The organism is Streptomyces sp. MCA2, assembly GCF_023544705.1.
Taxonomy (GTDB): Bacteria; Actinomycetota; Actinomycetes; order Streptomycetales; family Streptomycetaceae; genus Streptomyces; species Streptomyces decoyicus.
Window position 1 is genome coordinate 19,448 of sequence record NZ_JAMJFM010000049.1, and the last position, 17,687, is coordinate 37,134.

General features: G+C 70.1%; 14 protein-coding genes and 1 riboswitch. Of the genes, 8 read left to right on the forward strand and 6 right to left on the reverse strand.

Features of this window, described 5'->3' with window-relative positions; genetic code table 11:
* The first annotated feature begins 255 nt into the window (after nt 1-255).
* The 6 genes from M8I34_RS31545 to def all read left to right on the forward strand — a co-directional run bounded on the left by M8I34_RS31545 (nt 256) and on the right by def (nt 6,525).
* On the forward strand, nt 256-951 hold the full coding sequence (locus tag M8I34_RS31545; RefSeq protein WP_244418787.1) for a sigma-70 family RNA polymerase sigma factor: 696 nt from the start codon (nt 256-258) through the stop codon (nt 949-951).
* Complete coding sequence (gene rsrA, locus M8I34_RS31550) at nt 948-1,349, forward strand: mycothiol system anti-sigma-R factor (RefSeq protein ID WP_030981681.1); 402 nt, start codon at nt 948-950, stop codon at nt 1,347-1,349. The genes M8I34_RS31545 and rsrA overlap by 4 nt, the downstream gene beginning before the upstream one ends.
* A gap of 188 nt (nt 1,350-1,537) precedes the next feature.
* The gene (locus M8I34_RS31555) at nt 1,538-3,004 is read left to right on the forward strand and encodes an HD-GYP domain-containing protein (protein ID WP_250055284.1); all 1,467 of its coding nucleotides are present in this window, start codon (nt 1,538-1,540) and stop codon (nt 3,002-3,004) included.
* A gap of 86 nt (nt 3,005-3,090) precedes the next feature.
* A complete protein-coding gene (locus M8I34_RS31560) occupies nt 3,091-4,362 on the forward strand; it encodes an HD-GYP domain-containing protein (protein WP_250055286.1) in 1,272 nt (423 codons plus the stop codon).
* 448 nt (nt 4,363-4,810) lie between these two features.
* The gene (locus tag M8I34_RS31565) at nt 4,811-5,812 is read left to right on the forward strand and encodes a tetratricopeptide repeat protein (protein WP_250055288.1); all 1,002 of its coding nucleotides are present in this window, start codon (nt 4,811-4,813) and stop codon (nt 5,810-5,812) included.
* Between the two features lie 68 nt (nt 5,813-5,880).
* Complete coding sequence (gene def / locus M8I34_RS31570) at nt 5,881-6,525, forward strand: peptide deformylase (RefSeq protein WP_250055290.1); 645 nt, start codon at nt 5,881-5,883, stop codon at nt 6,523-6,525.
* 48 nt (nt 6,526-6,573) lie between these two features.
* Here the strand turns inward: def and M8I34_RS31575 are convergent, their stop codons facing one another.
* The 3 genes from M8I34_RS31575 to M8I34_RS31585 all read right to left on the reverse strand — a co-directional run bounded on the left by M8I34_RS31575 (nt 6,574) and on the right by M8I34_RS31585 (nt 12,109).
* The gene (locus M8I34_RS31575) at nt 6,574-8,520 is read right to left on the reverse strand and encodes a transglycosylase domain-containing protein (protein ID WP_250055292.1); all 1,947 of its coding nucleotides are present in this window, start codon (nt 8,518-8,520) and stop codon (nt 6,574-6,576) included.
* Nucleotides 8,521-8,618: 98 nt separating this feature from the next.
* A complete protein-coding gene (locus M8I34_RS31580) occupies nt 8,619-9,674 on the reverse strand; it encodes a ribonucleotide-diphosphate reductase subunit beta (protein WP_250055294.1) in 1,056 nt (351 codons plus the stop codon).
* The gene (locus M8I34_RS31585) at nt 9,674-12,109 is read right to left on the reverse strand and encodes a ribonucleoside-diphosphate reductase subunit alpha (protein WP_250055296.1); all 2,436 of its coding nucleotides are present in this window, start codon (nt 12,107-12,109) and stop codon (nt 9,674-9,676) included. Before M8I34_RS31585 ends, M8I34_RS31580 begins: the two co-directional genes overlap by 1 nt.
* 182 nt (nt 12,110-12,291) lie before the next feature.
* A riboswitch (cobalamin riboswitch) is annotated at nt 12,292-12,395 on the reverse strand.
* Nucleotides 12,396-12,553: 158 nt separating this feature from the next.
* On the opposite strand from M8I34_RS31585, the gene M8I34_RS31590 reads away from it, so the two are divergent.
* Nucleotides 12,554-13,141 carry a Uma2 family endonuclease gene (locus M8I34_RS31590; protein ID WP_250055305.1) on the forward strand — a complete coding sequence of 196 codons (588 nt, stop codon included), beginning with the start codon at nt 12,554-12,556 and terminating at the stop codon, nt 13,139-13,141.
* A gap of 72 nt (nt 13,142-13,213) precedes the next feature.
* Here M8I34_RS31590 and mctP read toward each other — a convergent pair whose 3' ends face one another.
* The 3 genes from mctP to M8I34_RS31605 all read right to left on the reverse strand — a co-directional run bounded on the left by mctP (nt 13,214) and on the right by M8I34_RS31605 (nt 16,160).
* Nucleotides 13,214-14,905: a monocarboxylate uptake permease MctP gene (mctP, locus tag M8I34_RS31595; RefSeq protein WP_374211015.1), complete on the reverse strand. Its 1,692-nt coding sequence runs from the start codon at nt 14,903-14,905 to the stop codon at nt 13,214-13,216.
* The gene (locus tag M8I34_RS31600) at nt 14,902-15,162 is read right to left on the reverse strand and encodes a DUF3311 domain-containing protein (RefSeq protein WP_030981698.1); all 261 of its coding nucleotides are present in this window, start codon (nt 15,160-15,162) and stop codon (nt 14,902-14,904) included. Before M8I34_RS31600 ends, mctP begins: the two co-directional genes overlap by 4 nt.
* A 230-nt stretch (nt 15,163-15,392) precedes the next feature.
* Nucleotides 15,393-16,160 (reverse strand): GntR family transcriptional regulator, encoded by a 768-nt coding sequence (locus M8I34_RS31605; RefSeq protein WP_030981700.1) that lies wholly within the window; start codon nt 16,158-16,160, stop codon nt 15,393-15,395.
* 241 nt (nt 16,161-16,401) lie between these two features.
* Here M8I34_RS31605 and M8I34_RS31610 point away from each other — a divergent pair, with 241 nt between their 5' ends.
* On the forward strand, nt 16,402-17,670 hold the full coding sequence (locus tag M8I34_RS31610; RefSeq protein ID WP_250055307.1) for an extracellular solute-binding protein: 1,269 nt from the start codon (nt 16,402-16,404) through the stop codon (nt 17,668-17,670).
* Nucleotides 17,671-17,687 lie beyond the last annotated feature (17 nt).

The following is a 17,687-nucleotide window of genomic DNA, read 5'->3' on the forward strand; positions in this document are numbered from 1 at the left end:
GCGCGGATCCCGGGAATGCCCCGGCGGACGTGGCTGTTGTGCCAGGCGTAGTACTCGAGTACGTCCGGTGAAGCACGAGGAATGGGAGTCCGCCGCATGGGAATCGCTTGCCCGGCCCGCCCGGCCGCTGACCTGCCGTGGTCGCAGATGCAGGTGACGCAGCCCGCCCTGGCTGGAGCGGCGGCGGCACCGGATCGTCGTCTATTCTCCGAATCGGGTGGGTCCGCATCCGGATCCACGACGGGGTTGGAGGAGGTGGGTCCGGTCACCGGTACCGACGCAGGGACCGACGGCACGGCCGAGGAGAAGGCTCAGGAGAGCGCCGCCGAGCGCAATGCGCGCTTCGAGCGGGACGCGCTGATGTTCCTGGACCAGATGTACTCCGCCGCGCTGCGCATGACGCGCAACCCGGCGGACGCGGAGGACCTGGTGCAGGAGACGTACGCCAAGGCGTATGCGTCCTTCCACCAGTTCCGGGAGGGCACCAACCTCAAGGCGTGGCTGTACCGCATCCTCACGAACACCTTCATCAACTCCTACCGCAAGAAGCAGCGCGAGCCCCAGCGCAGTGCCGCCGAGGAGATCGAGGACTGGCAGCTGGCGCGCGCCGAGTCGCATATGTCGACCGGGCTGCGCTCCGCCGAGTCCCAGGCGCTCGACCATCTCCCCGACTCGGACGTGAAGGCCGCGCTCCAGGAGATCCCCGAGGAATTCCGTATCGCGGTCTACCTCGCGGATGTCGAGGGCTTTGCGTACAAGGAGATCGCGGACATCATGGGGACACCCATCGGCACGGTGATGTCCCGTCTGCATCGCGGCCGGCGCCAACTGCGCGGCATGCTGGAGGATTACGCCCGTGAGCGCGGGCTGGTTCCGGCGGGGGCGGCGGCCGCGGACCCGCAGTCCGCGCGCACGTCGGAGTCGCACGACCGGAAAGGCTCGGGATCATGAGCTGCGGAGACCCGCATGAGAAGGACTGCTCAGAGGTCCTTGATCACCTCTACGAGTATCTCGACCGGGAGATGCCCGAGGGGGAGTGCGCAGATTTCCAGGTGCATCTCGACGAGTGCTCGCCGTGCCTGGAGAAGTACGGCCTGGAGCAGGCGGTCAAGAAGCTCGTCAAGCGCTGCTGCGGCCATGACGACGTCCCCAGCGATCTGCGCTCCAAGGTCATGGGCCGGATCGACCTCATCCGGGCCGGGGAGACCGTGCCCGAGGTGAGCGTGCTCGAACAGGCCAAGAAGGAACAGGCACAGCGCGAGCGGGCGGCCGCATCCGAGGAGGGGACCGGTCCGGCCGAAGCGACCGGTTCCGCCGATGCACGGACCAAAACCGCGCGGGCCGAATAAGGCGGCACATCACCCTAAGGGGTGAGGGGCGGGGCGATTCGTCCCGCCCGATCCGCTGATGCACCTTCCCCGGTGCCCCAGCCCCTCTATTCTCACCGGACCCCAGCGCACTGCGGAGGCAGGGCGACGGGGTCTCTCTGCTCCTCAAGGGCGTGGGGGAGAGCGGTGGGCATGGTGAGGAGGGCGCGATGCGGGGACTTCCGGCGGCCGCGCGAGGATATATCGGCTGCGCCACACTGGCCGCGGCGCTGTGTGCCGCCCCGGCGTCACGGCTCGGAGCCGGCGCCCCCTGGAGCAGCACTCTGGCCCTGGCCACCTTGTACGTACTGTGCGAACAGCTGCCCCGCTGCCCGCTGCTGGGCGGCCGGGTGCCGTACGGCCCGGGTTCCGCCGGCACGTCCGGCGGCTCCGTCGCCGGCTGGGCCAGCCCCGTCCTGCTCGCCGGGGTCTTTCTGCTGCCGCCGCCGCTGGCCGCGCTGGCCGCCGTCCCCGGCGCGCTGACCGGGCCGGCCGAGGCGCGCTCGGCCGCCGCCCGCCGGCTCTGGCACGCCGCCGAGCTGGCGCTGGCCTGCTGCGCGGCCGCCCAGGTCTTCCGGGCCATCGGCCACCATCCGCTGTCCGCACCGCAGTTCCCCGTTCTGCTGCTGCCGGCCGCGGCCGCCGCCGCGACCTTCTGCGCGGTGCTCGCGGTGCTCGACGGCGGTGTGCTGGTCGCCGCCGAGCGGCACCCGCCGCGCACCGCCTGGCGCGGGGCGCTGACCCGTTCGCTGGGGCCGCATCTGGTGCACGGCCTGGCCGGGCTGATGATGGCGGTCCTGTGGCGCAGCTCGTACGGGCCCGTGGCGGCGCTGCTGGTGCTGCTGCCGATGTGCCTCTCGTGCTGGGTCTTCGCCCAGTACCACCGTGAACGCACCGCCCATCAGGCCACCATCCGTGCCCTGGTGCAGGCCGTGGACATCAAGGACCGCTACACCCGCGGGCACAGCGAGCGGGTCGGGCGCGCGTCGGTGATGATCGCCCGGGAGCTGGGCATGGCGGAGGACCGGGTGGAGGTGCTGCGGTTCGCCGGCATCCTGCACGACGTCGGCAAACTCGGCGTCCCCACCCGGCTGTTGCGCAAGGACGGGCCGCTGACGCCCGAGGAGCGCCGGGTCATCGAGCTGCATCCCGAGTACGGGCACGAGATCGTGCGCGGTATCGGCTTCCTGGAGGAGGCGCGGGCGGCGATCCTGCACCACCACGAGCGGCTGGACGGCCGCGGCTACCCGTACGGCCTGAGGGGCCATCACATCCCGGAGTGCGCACGGGTGGTGGCGGTTGCCGACGCCTTCGACGCGATGACCTCGACCCGCTCCTACCGCCGGGCCCGGCCGGTGCCGGCGGCCGTGGCGGAGCTGCGCAAATGTGCGGGGGAGCAGTTCGACGCGCGGATGGTCCGGGCGCTGGCGGCGTCGCTCGACCGGTACGGCTGGCAACCGGACCTGGTGACGGCGGCGGACGGGGAGGCCGGTGCGGTGCGCGAGGGGCAGGGCGCCGTCGCGGAGCAGGGCGCCGTCGCGGCGCAGGGGGCCGGGGAGGCGGCCGCCGGCGGGCAGCACCGGGCGCCGCGGCCCGCGTTGCGGCCCGAAGGAGCCGGGCGGGACGGTGCGCGGTGAGCGGCGTCCCGGAGGGGCCCCGGCCGGTCCGGCCGCCCGGGAGCCGGACGGGGGACAGCCGCGCCGCCCGTCCCCCGCGCGCCGGTATGCCGGCCGCACGGGGCGGCGCCGTGATCGCCGCGGTCTACGCCCCGGCCGGTGCGCTGGCGTGCTGGTCGCTCGGCCACACGCTCTGGGAGGGCCTGGCCGAGCCCGGGATCGCGCTGGCCTTCGGGGTGCTGATCGCGGTGGGCGAGCTGGCGGGCTGGGGCCCCGCGCCGGCGGCCGGGGGCGGGCGGGCGCCGGGAGAACGGGAGGGCGCCCCGCTCGGTGCGGCCGGCGCGCTCGCGTACGCCCTGCTCGGTGAGGCCGGCGGGCGGCCGACGACCCATGGCGTACCGCAGACCGTCGCCGTGGTCCTGGCGGCCGGTCTGGTCGGACTCGTCCCGCAGATCGCCCGCGGCCGGGGGCCGGCGCTGGACCATCTCGCCCGCCGGATACTGACCATCGGCTTCGCCGCCACCTGCTTCCAGCCGCTCTACAACACCGGGACGCTGGGCACCTGGGTGGCCTCCGGGCCGGTCTATCCGCTCTTCATGACCGGCCTGATGGCGCTGACCGCGCTGTGCGACGCGGTGCTGGCGGCGGCGCTCGCCCGCGCCCGTACCGGCTGGCCGTACGGGCCGCTGCTGCGCGACGAGTTGCGGGCGCTGCCCGGGATCGGCTCGGCGATCTGTGCCACCGGGGTGGTGATCTCGCTGGCCACCGCGGTCGCCGGGCTGTGGGCGCTGCCGGTCTTCTGTCTGCCCCTGCTGCTGACCCAGTTCGCCTTCCGGCGCTTCGCGGCCGTCCGCACCACCTACCGCCAGACCATCGCCTCGCTGGCCCGCTCCACCGAGATCGCCGGCTACACGCCGCACGGCCACGCCCGCCGGGTGGCCGCGCTCAGCCGCGCCGTGGGCCGCGAACTCGGGCTGAACGAACCGGATCTGGACGTTCTCGAATACGCCGCCCTGATGCACGACATCGGCCAGCTCTCGCTCCTGGACCCGGTGCCGGACGGCGCCACCTCGCCGCTGCCGCCCGCCGAACAGCGCCGGATCGCGCTGCTGGGCGGCGCCGTGGTCCGGCAGACCGGGGTCCCCGCGGAGGTCGCGGTGATCGTCGAGCGGCAGGCCGACCCGTACCGGGACCAGCCGGTCACGGCGCGTATCGTCCGCACGGTCAACGCCTACGACGATCTGTCCGGGGAGTCCGCGGGACCGGGCGGCTCGCTGCGCGCCCTGGAGCGGCTGCGGCTGGCCACCGCCCAGGACCACGAGCCCCGGGTCGTCGAGGCGCTGGCCAGGGTCCTTTCGTGCGGCGGCCGGGCGGTGTGAGATGCCCGACTGTCGCGGCGGGTTCCGGCGCCGCCGGGCGGGCCGCGTCCGGTCCTCCGGCCTGTGCGACGCCCTCCCGTATGCGTAGTGCCCCGGTGTGGCCGGAAACGGGCAGTGGGCGGTCATCGGCGGTCATCGGCGGCCTGCGGGGGCCGTCTTCCGCTCGCGCGGGCCGCCGCCCCGTCGTTGCGTCTTCACAGAGTGCCCGAGGTCGTGGAACCCATGGGTAATGAGCGGCCTCCGAGATGGGCATGGTTGGATGCGAAGGAAGCCCCTTTCAGGGGGTTCAGGGGGTCGGCGAAGGGCAAGGAGCCGCAGGGGGACCAGCAAACCAGGCTGAGCCCGACGGCAATCTGTGGCAGGTTGTCGAGTGGGCCCCTCAGAAGGCCCCGGACGCCGCTCGGGACCCCTCCTCAGCGGCATCAAGAGCAACCAGCAGGCGGGAATCGTGAGGATCTTCGGCAAGGTACGGCACCGGCCCTCCGCCTCGTGGCGGCAGGCGACCGACCGCGCTTTCACGCTGATCGGCGACGGCCGTTACGAGGACGCGGGGGCGCTGCTGACCCGTGCCGCGGACATGGAGCCGTGGCTGTCGGAGTCCTGGTTCAACCTCGCCCTGCTGCACAAGTTCCGGCACGACTGGGAGCAGGCCAGGGCCGCCGGGCTGCGCGCGGTCGCGCTGCTGGACCGCGAGAGCGGGGCGCCCGACTGGTGGAACGTCGGAATCGCCGCCACCGCCCTACAGGACTGGCCGCTGGCCCGCCGCTCCTGGCAGGCCTACGGCCTCAAGGTCCCCGGCACGGGCTCGCCGTCCGGCGAACCGCTCGGTATGGCCCTGGGCAGCGCCGCCGTCCGGCTCTCCCCGGAGGGCGAGGCCGAGGTGGTCTGGGGCCGCCGGCTGGACCCGGCCCGTATCGAGGTGCTGTCGATCCCGCTGCCGTCCTCCGGGCGGCGCTGGGGCGAGGTGGTGCTGCACGACGGCGTCCCGCACGGCGAGCGGACCACCGCCACGGGCGCCGACGGTGCCACGAGGGCCTATCCCGTCTTCGACGAGATCGAGCTGTGGGCGCCCTCCCCGGTCCCCACCTGGGTGGTGCTCCTGGAGGCCGCCACGGAGGCCGACCGGGACGCCCTGGAGCGGCTGGCGGCCGATGCGGGCTTCGCGGCCGAGGACTGGTCGTCCTCGGTCCGGCTGCTGTGCCGTACGTGCTCGGAGAGCCGGATGCCCAGCGACGAGGGCGACGGCGAGCATCTGGACCCGCACGACCACAGTGAGCCCGGTCACCCCGGGCCGCTGGGACACCGCACGGCGGGCTCGGGCTCGCTGTGGGTGCCGGAGCGCGAGTGCGGTATCGCGGCGCCCGCCGCCCTGGTGCGGGGCCTGCTGGACGGCTGGGTCGCGGACAGCCCGGACACCCGGGAATGGCGGGATCTGGAAGAGGTCTGCTGAGAGTCCGACCGCGCCCCCGTAGGCTGTAGGGCGACTACTCAGGGTTTTCAGGAAGGCGTACGGCGGAGATGGCCCAGCAGCCTGTGTTTGATCAAGACGGTGACCAGCGCGTGGACGAAGCATTCAGCGACGACGTCACGGACGCCGAGGAGCGGGAGACCGCCCACCGTGAGCGCGGCACCTCGCGGCCGATCACGGTCGTCGGCAACCCCGTGCTCCACAAGGAGTGCAAGGACGTCACGGAGTTCGACGAGCAGCTCGCCCAGCTCATCGACGACATGTTCGCCAGCCAGCGGACCGCCGAGGGCGTGGGCCTGGCCGCGAACCAGATCGGTGTGGACCTGAAGGTCTTCGTCTACGACTGCCTGGACGACCAGGGCGTCCGGCACGTCGGCGCGATCTGCAACCCGGTGCTGGACGAGCTGCCGGCCGAGCGCCGGATCCTGGACGACTCCAACGAGGGCTGTCTGTCCGTGCCCGGCGCCTACGCCTCGCTGGCCCGCCCCGACTACGCCGTGGTCCGCGGCCAGGACGCCAAGGGCGAGCCGGTCGCGGTCGAGGGCACCGGCTACTTCGCGCGCTGCCTCCAGCACGAGACCGATCACCTCTACGGCTACCTCTACATCGACCGGCTCAGCAAGCGGGACCGCAAGGACGCGCTGAAGCAGATGGCCGAGCTGGAGCCGCGCTACCCCGTCGTCGCCAACGACTGACGCGGGCGGAGCGGGGCGCCCGGCCTGGTGGCCGGACACCCCGCTCGCTCAGGGCGCTTGCTGGTAGGCGCGCCAGATCTTCGGCGGGATGCTCGTCCCCAGCCCGGTGCCCTCCCCGCCGACGCCCTGCATCGGCAGCAGCTCGGGCGCTCCCGGCTTGTTGCGGAACATGGTGACGGCGGTGGTCGGCTGGTTGTCGTCGACGGCACCGGGCACCCGGCCGGGGCGGGCACCGCCCCACTTGTCCGGTCCGGGACCGAGGTCGGGGCCGACGCCCGACGGGCTGCCGATGAACCAGGCCGACTTCATCCGGTCGCCCTGCTCCGTGCGGCCGGCCGCGACCGGCTGCTGGGCCGTCCCGCTGTCCTGCACCAGGCTCCGCCAGCCCACCCCCTCCAGGGCGCTGGACACCTGCTGGGCGACCCCGGCGTCGAGGACCTGCTCGGGCTCGCGGCGGTCGATGCCGGGTACCTTCTTGCCGTCGTGGGTCATCTCGGACACCGCGTACGGGTCGGTGTGCAGCCCGCCGTTGGCGAAGGTGGTGTACGCGCTCGCCATCCGTATCGCGCTGGGGGCCGAGGTGCCCAGCGGGAAGGTCTGCTCCAGGCGGGCCATGCTCTCCTTGCGCAGCCCCGCGGCCACCGCGAGGTCCCGGATCCGCTCCAGCCCGATGCGCTGTCCGGCCTGCACGAACGGCGGGCTCTGGCCCTTCATCAGCGCGCCGCTCAGATCCGGCACCGCGGTCTTCTGGTCCACCACCGGCTGCGCCGTGGCGTCCGCCGGCTCGCCGTCCGGCCGCTGGAGCGCGGCCGCCAGCACGAACGGTTTGAAGGCGGAGCCGGCCGGGACCGCGCTGGTGTCCGCGTTGTTGCTGAAGTGCCGGGTGGCGTCCGCGCCGCCGTAGAGCGCGACGATCGCCCCGTCCTTGGGGCGCACGGAGGCCGCGCCGAACTCCACATAGTTGTCGGCCGCGCGCTGCTGCGGATCGATGTTCTCCCGGCGGACGTCCTGCACGGCCTTTTCCAGCCGGTGGGTACGCTTTTTGTCGAACGTCGTGTGAATGCGATAGCCGCCGCGCGCCAGGTCCTTGTCGGTCAGACCGGTGTCGGACTTGATGAACTTGTTGGCGACATCGACGAGATAGCCGGTCTGGCCGGCCTGGCTGGTGGGCTTCGACAGCCCCCGGGGCTCGGGGAAGGTGTCGTACTTCGCCCGCTCCTGCTCGCTCATCTTCCCGGTGATGACCTGCCGGTCGAGGATCCACTTCCACCGTGCCACGGCCCGCGCGTGATTGGCCTTGCTCAGTGCGGGGTCGTACTGCTCCGAACCCTTCAACAAGGCCGCCAGCATGGCGCCCTGGCTGGGATCCAGGTCCTTGGCGTCAATGCCGTAATAGGCGTGGGCGGCGGCCTGGATGCCGTACGAACCACGGCCGAACCAGCTGGTGTTGAGGTAGCCGCGCAGAATCTCCTGCTTGGGCTTCTGGTTGCTCACCTTCAGCGAGATGATGAATTCCTTCATCTTGCGGGTGACCGTCTGGTCCTGCGAGAGATAGGTGTTCTTCACATACTGCTGGGTGATGGTGGAGCCGCCCTGGGTCTCCTCGCCGGAGACCATGTTGACCAGGGCACGGCCGATGCCCTGGAGGGAGACGCCGGCGTCGGTGTAGAACGTGGCGTTCTCCGCCGCGATCACGGAATTCTCGACAGAGTCGGGAACCTTGTCGAGGGTGACGTTCTGCCGGTTGACGGCGCCCACGCTCACCATCTGGCTGCCGTCCGCCCAGTAATAGACGGTGGCCTCCTTGCCCGCCAGCTCATTCTCGTTCGGGATGTCGACGTTCGCGTAGACCACGGCGAACAGGCCGGCCAGGCCGATGATGCCGAGCGAGAGGGTGCCGAGCCACTGGCGCCATGATGGCAGCCATCGGCGCGGACCCTCCCGTCCCCGGCGTGGGTAGTCGATGAACCGGCGACGCTCCTTCGTGCCCTTCATGCCCAGGTAGAGGTGACGGCCCCGGTTCCGGTTGCCGAGGTAACAGAACGCTCACAAACGGCGGGCGGCGGGGACGAAGGGGCGTCGCGGTACGTCTTCTAGAAGTCGTCGTCGAAGGAGACCGAACCCTCGACGGCCACCTGGTAGGCGGATGCCCGGCGCTCGAAGAAGTTGGTCAGCTCCTGGACGTTCTGGAGCTCCATGAAGGAGAACGGGTTCTCCGAGCCGTAGACCGGCGCGAAGCCGAGCCGCTGCAACCGCTGGTCGGCGACGCACTGGAGGTACTCGCGCATCGAGTCGGTGTTCATGCCCGGCAGGCCCTCACCGCACAGGTCACGGCCGAACTGGAGCTCCGCCTCGACGGCCTCCTTGAGCATGTCGGTGACCTGCTGCTCCAGCTTGTCGTCGAAGAGCTCGGGCTCCTCCTCGCGCACGGTGTCCACCACGGAGAACGCGAACTCCATGTGCATGGACTCGTCGCGGAAGACCCAGTTGGTGCCGGTGGCCAGACCGTGCAGCAGGCCCCGCGAGCGGAACCAGTACACGTAGGCGAAGGCGCCGTAGAAGAACAGCCCCTCGATACAGGCCGCGAAGCAGATCAGGTTCAGCAGGAAGCGGCGCCGGTCGGCCTTGGACTCCAGCCGGTCGATCTTCTCGACCGAGTCCATCCACTTGAAGCAGAACTGGGCCTTCTCCCGGATGGACGGGATGTTCTCCACGGCCGCGAAGGCGGCGGCGCGGTCGTCCGGGTCGGGGAGGTAGGTGTCCAGCAGCGTCAAGTAGAACTGGACGTGCACGGCCTCCTCGAAGAGCTGACGGCTCAGGTACAGCCGCGCCTCGGGGGAGTTGATGTGCTTGTAGAGCGTCAGCACGAGGTTGTTGGAGACGATCGAGTCACCGGTCGCGAAGAACGCGACCAGCCGGCCGATCATGTGCTGCTCGCCCGGCGAGAGCTTGGCGAGGTCGGCGACGTCGGAGTGGAGGTCGACCTCCTCCACGGTCCAGGTGTTCTTGATCGCGTCGCGGTAGCGGTCGTAGAACTCCGGGTACCGCATGGGGCGCAGCGTGAGTTCGAAGCCCGGGTCCAGGAGGTTCTTCGTGCCGGTGGTGGCCGTGTGGGCGGCGGCCGCGTTCGTCTCGGGTGCGGTGGTCATTACTGGCAGGCCTCGCAGGACTCGGGGTTTTCCAGGGAGCAGGCGACCGCCTCGGGGTCGGTGGCCTGCTGCGGTACGGGCGCGGGGGTGGCGGCGGCTCCGCCGCGCGCCGACTGCGCGATCCGGGTCGCCGGACGGGAGCGCAGGTAGTACGTCGTCTTGATGCCGCGCTTCCAGGCGTAGGCGTACATCGAGCTGAGCTTGCCGATGGTCGGCGACGCCATGAAGAGGTTCAGCGACTGGCTCTGGTCGAGGTAGGGCGTACGGGCCGCGGCCATGTCGATCAGGGCGCGCTGCGGGATCTCCCAGGCGGTGCGGTACAGCGCCCGGATCTCCTCGGGGATCCACTCGACGTCCTGCACCGAGCCGTTGGCCTCGCGCAGCGCGTCACGGGTCCGTCCGTCCCACATCCCCAGGGCCTTGAGCTCCTCGATCAGATAGGCGTTGACCTGGAGGAACTCGCCGGACAGCGTCTCGCGCTTGAAGAGGTTGGAGACCTGCGGCTCGATGCACTCGTACACGCCCGCGATGGAGGCGATGGTCGCGGTCGGCGCGATCGCCAGCAGCAGGGAGTTGCGCATCCCGGTCGCGGCGATACGGGTGCGCAGCGCGGCCCAGCGGTCGGCCCAGCGCGGCTCCGCGTTCGGGTAGTGGTCCGGGTGCAGCACACCGCGGGCGGTGCGGGTCGCGGACCACGCCTCGTGCGGGCCGTGCCGCTCGGCGAGGTCGGCGGACGCCTCGTAGGCGGCGAGCATGATGCGCTCGGAGATCCGGGTCGACAGCTCCCGCGCCTCGGGCGAGTCGAAGGGCAGCCGCAGCCGGAAGAAGACGTCCTGAAGGCCCATCAGGCCCAGACCCACCGGGCGCCAGCGGGAGTTGGAGGCACCGGCCTGCTCGGTCGGGTAGAAGTTGATGTCCACCACGCGGTCGAGGAAGGTGACGGCGGTGCGGACCGTGGCGTCCAGCCGCTCCCAGTCCATCTCACCGTTGTCACCCAGGTGCGACGCGAGGTTGACCGACCCCAGGTTGCAGACCGCGGTCTCCCCGTCGTTCGTCACCTCCAGGATCTCGGTGCACAGGTTGGAGGAGTGCACGACCTGGCCGGGCTCGGCGGTCTGGTTGGCGGTGCGGTTGGCGGCGTCCTTGAACGTCATCCAGCCGTTGCCGGTCTGCGCCAGGGTGCGCATCATGCGGGAGTACAGCACCCGCGCCGGGATCTGCTTGAGCGCCCGGCCGTCGGCCTCCAGCTTGCGGTAGGCGGCGTCGAACTCGTCGCCCCACAGGTCCACCAGCTCCGGGGCGTCCGAGGGCGAGAACAGCGACCAGTCGGCGTCCGCCTCCACGCGACGCATGAACTCGTCCGGGATCCAGTGCGCGATGTTCAGGTTGTGCGTACGGCGGGCCTCCTCACCGGTGTTGTCGCGCAGCTCCAGGAACTCCTCGATGTCCGCGTGCCAGGTCTCCAGGTAGACACAGGCGGCGCCCTTGCGCCGGCCGCCCTGGTTCACGGCCGCGACCGAGGCGTCCAGGGTGCGCAGGAACGGCACGATGCCGTTGGAGTGCCCGTTGGTGCCGCGGATCAGCGAACCGCGGGCGCGGATACGGGAGTACGAGAGGCCGATGCCGCCCGCGTGCTTGGAGAGCCGCGCGACCTGGTGGTACCGGTCGTAGATCGAGTCCAGCTCGTCCAGCGGCGAGTCCAGCAGGTAGCAGGACGACATCTGCGGGTGGCGGGTACCGGAGTTGAACAGGGTGGGGGAGGAGGGCAGGTAGGACAGCGAGCTGGTCAGGCGGTAGAGCTCGGCGACGTCGTCCAGGGCGCGGTCGCTGTGGTCCTCGGCGAGGCCGCAGGCCACCCGCAGCAGGAAGTGCTGCGGGGTCTCGACGACCTGACGGGTGGTGGGGTGCCGCAGGAGGTAGCGCGAGTGCAGGGTGCGCAGGCCGAAGTAGCCGAACCGGTCGTCGGCGCCATCGGCCAGCGCCTTGTCGACCAGCGCGTCCAGACGGGCCGCGTGGGTGCGCACGAACTCCGCGGTCTCGTCGGCGATCAGCCCCTCGCGGTGACCGACCTCGACGGAGGCGGAGAAGGCGACCGCCCCCTGTCCGGCCGCCTCCTCCGCGATGGCGAGCGTGAGCAGACGCGCGGCGAGCTTGGAGTACTGCGGCTCGTCACCGATCAGACCGGCCGCGGCATCGGTGGCCAGCGACCGCAGTTCGGCCTCGTCGGAGCCCGCATGCCGGCCGCGCAGGGCGGCGGCGGCCACCTTGCCGGGGTCGGTCGCGGTCAGATCCTCGGTCAGCTCGGTCAGGGTGCGCAGCAGGGCGACACCCGGACCGTCCTGGCCGGGCCCGCCGTCGGCGGTGCCGGCAGGCGTGGCTACCGCGGGGGGCACGACCTCGGCGTCTGACGCGGGCTCCGTTGGCGCGATGGTCACGTGCTGCTCTCCCTCACTCGGCGGGGGCCGGGAGGGGAGGGACGCGACGGGCGCACGCGGGCATGCGGCACCCCGTGACGGTCAGGGGTGCGCGGGCACACCGCGCGGCGTCCACCGGCCCAACCCTCGGGGCCCGGACGTATCGACGTCCGCACCCATGGCGGTGCGGGCGTACCGTCGGCAGGTCTTCGGACTTCACGGGCGGCGTGCCGGGGCCGTTGTCCGGCCGGCCGAGCCCGCTCCAACACCGTTGCGGGACAGTTCCGGATTCCCACCGGATTCCCCTGCGGCGACAGCGAGGACGAGCATACATGTGGGGGTGGCCCTTCGCGTGCACCCCCATATCTAGTGTGTCGTGAGTGATCACGCAGTGCCTGTCAGTGGCCTCGGCTATGGTCGGTTTTACGTTTTCTGCTCCGTCCCGTGGAAGAAGGAGAAGGCCTCATGACCGCGCTCGCCGACCGTCCGCACATCATGGAGACCGAGCATTTCGAAGAGGCCTCCCGGATACTCGCCCGCCTGGAAGAAGGTGCGCGGTTGGAACTCATCGACGGGAAGGTCAGGAGCAAGGCGATGCCGGACGGGGATCACGGACGGATCATCCAGTGGTTGCTTCGCATCTGCATGCAACACAGGCCGGAGCTCTTCCTCGATCCGAACCAGGGTCTGAAGGCGGAGACCTACCAAAAGGGCCGCCTTCGTCCGGACGCCTCGCTCGTGCCGTGCGATGCCTTCGTGGGCCAGGGTGAATGGGCAGACCCCGACCCGGTGCTCATGGTCGTCGAAGTCACCTCGCATGACTCGGACACCGACCAGCGCGACCGGGTGGAGAAGCCCCGTGCGTACGCGAGGACCGGCATCCCGCTCTACCTATTGATCGACCGCCAAGCTTGCCGGATCGTGGTCTACAGCGAACCCGATGACGGCAGCTACGAGACCGTTCACACCGTGCCGTTCGGCAAGACGCTTCACCTGCCGGATCCGGTGGGCATCACCCTCGAAACCGAGCAGCTGAAGAACTGGGTGAACTGAACGGCCCACGCCAACGGGCCGCCGTGTTCCCGGGGGAACGCGGCGGCCCGTGAAGGTGCGGCAGGGGGCGGTTCAGCGCCCCGCCGGTGCCTCCTCCGGCGTTGCCGGCGGGAGTTCGACGGAGACGCCCTTGTCGCCGGCGTCCGCCGTGTAGTCGGCGGGGCTGGTCTCGTCGGTTCCCTCGGGGGCCCCTACGGCCTTCAGGACGATGGTCAGGACCACCGTCACCACGACGTTCAGGACGAAGGCGGTCAGGCCGATGTAGCCGATTTCGCCGATGCCGGGGATCTCCTTGCTGGAGCCGCCGAAGTGGGCCTGGGTCGGGCTGGCGACGCCGTACGCCGCGAGCGTGCCGTAGAGCATGCCGACCGCCCAGCCGCCCAGCAGTGCCCAGCGGTGGAACCAGCGGGTGAAAAGGCCGCCGACCAGGGACGGCATGGTCTGAAGGATCCAGATGCCGCCCAGCAGCTGGAAGTTGATCGCGATCGTCTTGTCCATGGTGAGGACGAAGACCAGCGCGCCGACCTTCACCAGCAGCGAGACGAGCTTGGCGACCTTGTGTTCCTGCTCGGGCGTGGCGCCCGGCTTGAGGAAGTCCTTGTAGACGTTGCGGGTGAAGAGGTTGGCCGCGGCGATCGACATGATGGCCGCGGGCACCAGCGCGCCGATGCCGATCGCGGCGAACGCCACGCCGGAGAACCAGCTCGGGAACATGTCCTCGAACAGCTGCGGGATGGCCAGCTGCGGGTTGCCCTGGATGTCCGTACCGGCCTTGATCGCCATGAAGCCCAGCAGCGCCAGCAGGCCCAGCATGAGGGAGTACAGCGGCAGGATGGTCGTGTTGCGGCGGATCACGTTGCGGCTGCGCGAGGACAGCGTCGCGGTGATCGAGTGCGGGTACATGAAGAGCGCCAGCGCCGAGCCGAGCGCCAAGGTCGCGTACCCCCACTGGGCGTTCGGGCCGCTGACCAGCTCGCCGCGCGGCTTGCCGGGGACGGCGCCGGGCTGGGAGAGCGCCTTGCCGGCCGTGTCGAAGATCTCGCCGAAGCCGCCCAGCTTGATCGGGATGTAGATGATCGCCACGGCGATGACGAGATAGATCAGGCCGTCCTTGACGAACGCGATCAGCGCCGGGGCGCGCAGCCCCGAGGAGTAGGTGTACGCGGCCAGCACGGCGAACGCGATCAGCAGCGGCAGGTCCTTGACGAACCAGTTGGTGTGCTCGCCGCCGCCGATGCCCATCACGTCCAGGACGGCCTGGATGCCGACCAGTTGGAGGGCGATGTACGGCATCGTGGCGAGGATGCCGGTGAGCGCCACGGCCAGCGACAGTCCCTTGGAGCCGAAGCGGCCGCGGACGAAGTCGGAGGTGGTGACGTAGCCGTGCTTGTGCGAGACCGACCAGAGGCGGGGGAGGAAGGTGAAGATGAGCGGGTAGACCAGGATCGTGTACGGCACGGCGAAGAAGCCGGACGCGCCCGCCGCGTAGATCGCCGCCGGTACGGCCACGAAGGTGTACGCGGTGTAGAGGTCACCGCCCAGCAGGAACCACGTCACCCAGGTGCCGAAGCTGCGGCCGCCCAGCCCCCATTCGTCGAGGTTGGCGGACTGCTCGGCCTTGCGCCAGCGGGCCGCCAGGAAGCCCATGACCGTCACGGCCAGGAAGAAGAAGACGAAGACGGCGAGGGCCACGCCGTTGACGCCCTTGGTCGAGGAAGCGGCGAGCGCCTCGGAGGTGCTCGCCGCGGTCGTGGTGAGCGTCACTGGGCCGCACCTCCCTTGCGGGCGCGCAGCTCACGCTGCACCAGCTTGTACGCGATCATCGTGAGCACGGTCGAGATCGGCACCCACGCCATCTGGTACCAGTAGAAGAACGGGATCCCGATGAATCTCGGCTCGACCCTGGCGTAGGAACTCACCCACAGCATCGCCACGAAGGGGACGATCAGGCAGATCCCGGTCACCACACGCGAGGGTGTGACGACCTGTCTGCGACCCGGTGATTCGGCTGACTGTGTCATGACCGCGGCTCCGTCCCCTGGCTGTCTCCTGTGTAATCGGCTGGAAATCTATGGCAGGGGCGTGGCGCGCGTCACTAGCTGTCCGCATATCGGTATGGAGAATCCACACGAGGGACACCTCCGCGGTACCACCAGCTGCCTGATTCATCCCGTTTGGGGCGGCTGTGGTGGAAATGTTCAGGGGCGCTGAGGGGTGCGCCGGGCCCCGGGGCGGACCCCGGGGCGGCAGGTCAGTCCGTGGGGCGGCGCAGTCGGGCGACGAACTTGTAGCGGTCGCCCCGGTAGACCGAGCGCACCCACTCCACCGGCTGCCCCTGGGCGTCGAGCGAGTGCCGGGAGAGCATCAGCATCGGCAGGCCGACATCGGTGCCCAGCAGACCGGCCTCGCGCGGGGTGGCCAGCGAGGTCTCGATGGTCTCCTCGGCCTCCGCCAGCCGGACGTCGTACACCTCGGCCAGTGCGGTGTAGAGGGAGGTGTACTTGACGAGGTTCCGGCGGAGCGCGGGGAAGCGTTTGGCCGACAGATGGGTGATCTCGATGGCCATCGGCTCGCCGCTGGCCAGCCGCAGCCGCTCGATGCGCAGCACCCGGCCGCCGGTGGAGATGTCCAGCAGGCCGGCCAGCCGGTCGTCGGCGGTGACATAGCCGATGTCCAGCAGCTGGGAGGCCGGCTCCAGGCCCTGGGCCCGCATGTCCTCCGTATAGGACGTCAGTTGCAGCGCCTGGGAGACCTTGGGCTTGGCGACAAAGGTGCCCTTGCCCTGGATGCGCTCCAGCCGGCCCTCGACGACCAGCTCCTGGAGGGCCTGACGCACCGTCGTGCGCGAGGTGTCGAACTCCGCGGCGAGGGTGCGCTCGGGCGGGACCGGGGTGCCGGGCGGCAAGGTCTCGGTGATCTCCAGCAAGTGCCGCTTGAGGCGGTAGTACTTGGGTACCCGCGCGGTCCGCGTGCCGGTGCCACCGCCGCTCTCGGCACCGTTGCCCCCGTCCGTCTCCATGACCCGCCTCTCCGACTCCTGTCGTGCTGCCGTCACCGGCTCCTCCGTATGTAGCGGCTCACATCGTGGCACGGGTGGGTTTCCCGCGCTTCCTTGCAGGTCCCGGCTTGCCAGGTGTCGGTCCGGTAACGGACCTGACAGCGACTCTTATACACCCTTGACACCCCAAAAGGTCTAGGCCAAGCTGCGGGCACTGGTCTAAACCATTAAAGACCACACCCGGCCTTTGGGGGAGAGCGCAATGAAGCGTGGGCTCATAGCAGCGACGGCGGTCGCGGGAATGCTGGTGAGTGTCGCTGCCTGTGGGTCCAGCGACGGCAACAAGGCGGGCGCGGATGGCTTCAAGGGCCAGAAGCTGACCGTTTGGGTGATGAGTGGTTCGAATCCGGCGCAGTGGACCAAACAGGTCTCCGAGCAGTTCAAGAAGAAGACCGGCGCCAGTGTCGAATTCAAGGTTCAGCAGTGGAACGGCATTCAGCAGAAGCTGAGCACCGCCCTTTCCGAGGACACCCCGCCGGACGTCGTCGAAATCGGCAACACCCAGACCGCCGCCTACGCGAACGCGGGCGCCCTCGCCGAACTCGGTGATCTGAAGAAGGAGATCGGCTCCGACTGGAACGACGCCTTCAACAAGGCCTCGCTCGTCGACGGAAAGCAGTACGCACTGCCGTGGTTCGCCGGAAACCGCGTGGTGATGTACAACAAGAAGATCTGGGCCGAAGCCGGCCTCAAGGGCACCCCCAAGACGCGCAATGAGCTCTTCAAGGCCTTTGACACCATCAAGAAGAAGACCGACGCCGAGCCCCTGTATCTCCCCGGCCAGAACTGGTACTTCCTCGACGGCCTGACCATCGGCACCGGCGCCGACCTGGTGAAGAAGCAGGGCGGCAAGTGGGTCTCCAACCTCGGCGACCCCAAGGTCTCCAAGGCCATGGACATCTACCAGCAGTACCAGGCCTTCAGCACCGCTCCCAAGAACAAGGACGAGGCCACCCCGCAGCAGGGTGAGGTCTTCGCCAAGGGTAGGACCGGCGCCCTCATCGCCATGGGCTACGAGGCCGCCACCGCCGTCAAGGCCAACCCGGAAATCAAGAAGGACATCGGCTTCTTCACCATCCCCGGTGAGACCGCGGCCAAGCCCGAGGGCGTTTTCCTCGGCGGCTCGAACTTGGCCGTCGCCGGTATGGGCAAGAACCAGGAACTCGCCAAGGAATTCCTGAAGGTCGCCCTCTCGAAGCAGAACGACGGACAGATGGTCAAGGAGTCCGGCTGGACCCCGAAGTCCGCCGATCTGGCCGGTGCCGCTCAGCAGAATCCGGCCGCCGCGGCCGCCGCGCCCGCCGCGGAGAAGTCCGGCGGCACCACTCCGCTGATTCCGCAGTGGGCCGCGGTGGAGAACCTGCCGAACCCGATCAAGAGCTATATGACGGCCGTTCTCGGCGGTAAGTCCCCGGCCGATGCCGCCAAGGACGTCGAATCCGAGATCAACGCACGGCTCGCCAAGCAGTAACCGGCGGCTGCCTGCGG